Genomic DNA, 2,950 nt, shown 5'->3' on the forward strand with positions numbered 1-2,950 from the left:
CCTCCCGGCTGGCGAAAGTGGAGATCCGGTCAAAATTGAGACTTGCGGCGCTGTCGACCAGTTCGTCATCGTCCAGCGCCCTCAAGAGGCGATCGGCGATTTGCTCGATATCATCCGGGCGAACAATGAATCCGCTTTTCCCGTCGACAATCCATTCGTCTGCACAGGCGGTGCAGGTTTGTATGGGAAAAGAGCCCATCGCCATTGCCTCCAGCAGCGCGGTGCTTATGCCGTCGCCTACGCTTATGGCCATCGATACGCGCGCGCTGCCGTGCAATCGAAGGATCTCTGCATGCGGGACGTGCTCAGGCAGGCACTCTACGTCGACGCCTCGTTGAGAACGAAGACGCTCCGCTTCCTGCCGCACCTTGGGGAATGGCGAGAATATGCATACGCGATAATCGCCCAAACGCTCCCTGACGTGGTCGATGGCCTGGAGGGCGGTCAATGCGCGGCCAGCGAAATGCTGGTATCCCTTGACGGCAATCACGCGCCTGGTGGACGTCGGGCCGGGGGGTCGCAACTGGGCCGTCAACTCCATGTCGATTCCTCCGCTGTTTGGGCAAACAGCGAAAACCGGCTTGCGCAATCCGAACCTGCGCGCCAGTTCGACGTCCCGACGACATTCAGCTGAGTAGTAGTCGCATTCCGACACGATCTCGCGAATGCGGGCTGCATGTTCGGGTGAACCGCCAAGGAGCGAAATGTCGGAGCCGTAGTTCGTCGCGATCCAGATCGGACGTCTATGTGGAACTTCCGCCAACGCCTTGAGGGTCATGTAACCGGCGTGCTGAAACTCGAGCGAATGGACGATGTCGAACTGACCGACGGCCATCAGGGCGGCGAGCCGCGTCTCTGGGCTAGATGGCGGCATCTCGGGCAGTGTGCCTATCCGAATCGGCCGGCTGCCGACATCGAAGGCGAGATCGGAAACCGGCCAGAACGTAACGTCTCGGAAATCTTCGTGCAGGTGGTGATTTGCCTGCGACGGGAACACATGAATGTCGTGCCCAGCGCCATCGAGCAGTCGCGTCCATCGCGCGGCATGAACGCTGTACGGAAAACAAACGTAAAGAATCTTCATTCGCCGCGACGCATCTCCTCCACTCACTCGCATCACCCCGCACGTCGGAGGAATAATTCAACGACCGTCTGCCCCAGCCCGTACAACTGCGCCGTCACCGTGTCGGGACGTCATTTTGTCGCGACATCATTTCGACCACACCGTTCGGTTGACGTAGTCGATATAGCTCAACACGATGTTGACCACTTTTTCGGAGACGCATCCTCCGAAGTAGTCGTCCACCACACCGGCTTTCCTTTCCTGCGCCGGCCTACGCGCCAAGGTCACCCTCACGGCGTCGAGCACGGCCTCGGGTCGAACGCCGCACATGATGAGAACTCCCGCGTCGATGCCCTCGGGCCGCTCGTGTGCATCGCGCAGGTTGACTGCGCGCAGCCCCAACAAGGACGCTTCCTCGGTGATGGTGCCGCTGTCGGACAGCACACATTTCGCGTCCCTCTGCAGGCGTACATAGTCGGAGAACCCAAACGGCCGCAAGAACCGCACCAAGGGATCAACGCGCATCCCGTCGATCGCGTCGAGCCGGCTGCGCGTCCGAGGATGCGTCGAGAAAATGATCGGCACCTGATAAGAATCGGCAAGTGCGTTTAGTGTTCCGATCAGCGCCCGGCAGCGGCCTGGGTCGTCAACATTCTCTTCGCGATGGCTGCTCACGAGGAAATAGCCGCCCTTCTCCAACTCGAGCGCCTTGAGCGCCGTGGACGCCTCAATTTTCGGCAGGAATCGCTGGAAAACCTCGTCGAGATGCGAGCCGGTCTTGAAAATCCGCTCGCCGGGCAGGCCCTCCGCGAGAAGGTAACGCCTCGCGTGCTCGGACAGCACCATGTTCACGTCAGCGAGGTGATCGATGACCTTACGGTTGAGCTCTTCCGGAACGCGCTGGTCGAAACAACGGTTTCCCGCTTCCATATGGAAGATCGGCACTTTGCGGCGCTTGGCGGCGATGACAGCCAAGCCAGAGTTGGTGTCACCGTAAATCATAAAGGCGTCGGGCTTTTCGAGCTCCAGCACTTCATCCACCCTGACGATCGCATTTCCGATGGTTTGGGCTGTGGTCTGTCCCGCAATACTCAAGAAGTGGTCGGGCCTTCGGATGTCAAGGTCGTCAAAAAAGACTTGGTTCAGTTCATAGTCGTAATTCTGACCGGTATGGACCAAAACGTGATCGGTCTCCCTATCAAGCCGCTCGATGACGCAGCACATTTTGATCAATTCAGGCCGCGTGCCTACAATCGTCATAACCTTGCGCAATACATCGCCCCCAATTCAGCTCTTCAATTCGTTCTTTATGTAATCTAGATTCAATAACAGATTGACTGTTTCGCCAACGTTGAGAATCTGCGTGTTATTGGACGTGTAGTCCTCCAAATTCGACACTTCCTTTTCGCCGGTGACAAAGTATTTTGAATAGTCCAAATCTCGATCATCCGCCGGAATACGATAGAATTCTTCGAGGTCCATTGCACGCGCCATTTCCTCTCGCGATACAAGACACTCGGCCTTCTTTTCACCGTGCCGGGTCCCGATGATCTTGACATCGACCGTCTTATTGAAAATCTTCATCAGCGCCAGAAAAAGCGTCTCGATCGTGCTGGCAGGAGCCTTCTGGACAAAGATATCTCCCTGAGCTGCCCTTTTATATGCGAACAGGACAAGCTCGACTGACTGATCAAGTGACATCAGAAAGCGAGTCATCTGCGGATCGGTCACCGTCAGCGGCCTACCGTGCTTGATCTGTGAAACGAAAAGTGGAATAACCGATCCACGCGAGGCCATGACGTTCCCGTACCGGGTTGCGCATAGAACCGTTCGTTCCGAAGATACGTGCCGCGACTTGGCTACTGTTATCTTCTCCATGAGTGCTTT

Annotated in this window: 3 protein-coding genes; all 3 read right to left on the reverse strand. The window is 57.0% G+C overall.

Annotated elements, in window-relative coordinates:
* Positions 1-1,084: glycosyltransferase family 4 protein (locus ACLP2E_RS21285; protein WP_442467048.1), on the reverse strand; the 1,084-nt coding region annotated here is incomplete at its 3' end.
* Between the two features lie 126 nt (positions 1,085-1,210).
* A complete protein-coding gene (gene wecB / locus ACLP2E_RS21290; RefSeq protein WP_442467049.1) occupies positions 1,211-2,335 on the reverse strand; it encodes a non-hydrolyzing UDP-N-acetylglucosamine 2-epimerase in 1,125 nt (374 codons plus the stop codon).
* A 15-nt stretch (positions 2,336-2,350) separates the two neighbouring features.
* A partial coding sequence (locus tag ACLP2E_RS21295; RefSeq protein ID WP_442467050.1) for a polysaccharide biosynthesis protein occupies positions 2,351-2,950 on the reverse strand: 600 nt, incomplete at its 5' end.

Origin of the sequence: Rhodoblastus sp., from assembly GCF_052145335.1 — a bacterium.
Classification (GTDB): Bacteria; Pseudomonadota; Alphaproteobacteria; order Rhizobiales; family Beijerinckiaceae; genus Rhodoblastus.